Genomic DNA, 628 nt, shown 5'->3' with positions numbered 1-628 from the left:
AACCGTACGAGCGGTTTTCCCGCATACGGCTTTCCGATGCTCTTCACCTTGTGCATTATAGCTACCACCATGTACCCTCATTCGCGCTGACCCGCTTCAGTCCCATACGTGCGAATTCTTCTGCTACCTTCCTGGGGTGCAGATGATTACGTGTGCTTCTTGTTCCAGTACAATGCCAGTCTCCCGACAATATACCAATCTATTTTCGCTAGACATTTATTAGACATTCCAGGATCCACATTGCCGTAGTAGTTCTTCCATCCTTGTATGATGGGATTGAGCTTGCTTACCATATCCTTGGGCGACCAGTAGAGTCGTGCACGCGGTGCTGTTACTTCCTTCAGCTTGGTCCGCATCTTCTTCATTGCCTTTTTAGATGGAAAGCTGCGTAAATCATAGAATTTCCCCGATATAAATAGTTTCGGTATGCGGCGGTGATGAAATCCCAGAAAGTCAAATCCTTCTTTTTTGTCCAGCCATAGATTGGCTAACTTGGACTTGTCCGTGTTCATGGTCAGTTCCAGTTTCTCAAAGACTGCCTTGAGCACACCTGGATGGCTTCAATAGCGTGGGTTTTCTTTTCGCATAAAATGACGAGATCATCAGCATAACGAACCAGTGTGCCAAT

The 628-nt window shown here is 46.3% G+C and carries 1 protein-coding gene; it reads right to left on the bottom strand.

The features are described from left to right. Positions 1-146: 146 nt before the first annotated feature. Positions 147-548 carry a group II intron maturase-specific domain-containing protein gene (locus ABLT31_RS38890; protein WP_367761082.1) on the bottom strand — a complete coding sequence of 134 codons (402 nt, stop codon included), beginning with the start codon at positions 546-548 and terminating at the stop codon, positions 147-149. Positions 549-628 lie beyond the last annotated feature (80 nt).

It is taken from the genome of Ammoniphilus soli (assembly GCF_040813775.1).
This window is presented reverse-complemented; position numbering and strand designations above follow the sequence as displayed.